This window comes from Streptomyces sp. NPDC054796 (genome assembly GCF_053611545.1).
Genome location: NZ_JBSHAO010000164.1, coordinates 1,012 through 1,765, shown reverse-complemented (window position 1 = coordinate 1,765; position 754 = coordinate 1,012). Strand labels below are relative to the sequence as shown.

General features: G+C 71.0%; 1 pseudogene. It reads right to left on the bottom strand.

What is annotated here, in order from left to right:
* Positions 1–699 (bottom strand): annotated as a pseudogene (locus ACWGJ2_RS40400) (hypothetical protein); the annotation flags it as partial.
* Positions 700–754: the final 55 nt, after the last annotated feature.

The following is a 754-nucleotide window of genomic DNA, read 5'->3' as shown; positions in this document are numbered from 1 at the left end:
GTCTTGCCCCGTCTGTTCGGTCGGCACCGCGGCCACGGCGGCGTACACCTGCTCGAAGGCGCCATCGGCGTACTGTTCCTCCACTCCCTGGCCGGCGTGGCGGAACCAGTCCCGGAACCTTCCCCCTCCCGCGCCTGTTGCCGAAAGGTCGGCGCCGCTGAGCCAGTCCATGAACAACTGACGGGCATCCTCGCGGGGTTGCCCGTTCACCAGCAGCCCTCGCAGATGATCATCGGCGAGGGCCGCTCGCACGGCCCTTTCCCGGGCGTCCTCGTGCGTCGCGGCGGCCCAGCGTTCGCTCTCGGCCCGGAACTCGGCACGCTTCCGCTCGCGTGCGCTCTCATCGGCAGGCGAGGCCGCGGGCGGCTCGCCGGGGACGGACGAGCCGGGCTCTTGCGGCACGCGAGCCATGGGCCGTGCACGCAGCTGCCGGTAGGCACGGGGACCTGCCAGATCAAGGATCTGGCGGCCTCCGTCCTCCTTGAGGTAGGTCCACAGCAGGTGTTCCGAGCCGCTGTCGGTGATCAGTTCGTCAGCGGCGCTCGCGAAGACAGTGAGGAATTCGGCCTCTTCGGCGGCGGGTGCGGCCTGGACCAGAGCGGGACTCTCGCTTGCAGCGCTCACCAGCCACTCCGCGACCTCGTCGGGGTCGGGGGCCATGGAGTCACGCAGCAGATCGCGGGCCGTCCGCTGGATCACCGCGCGGACGGTGGGGGCGTTCCAGGCCGGTGCTACCGGGCCATCGGGCAGGTAC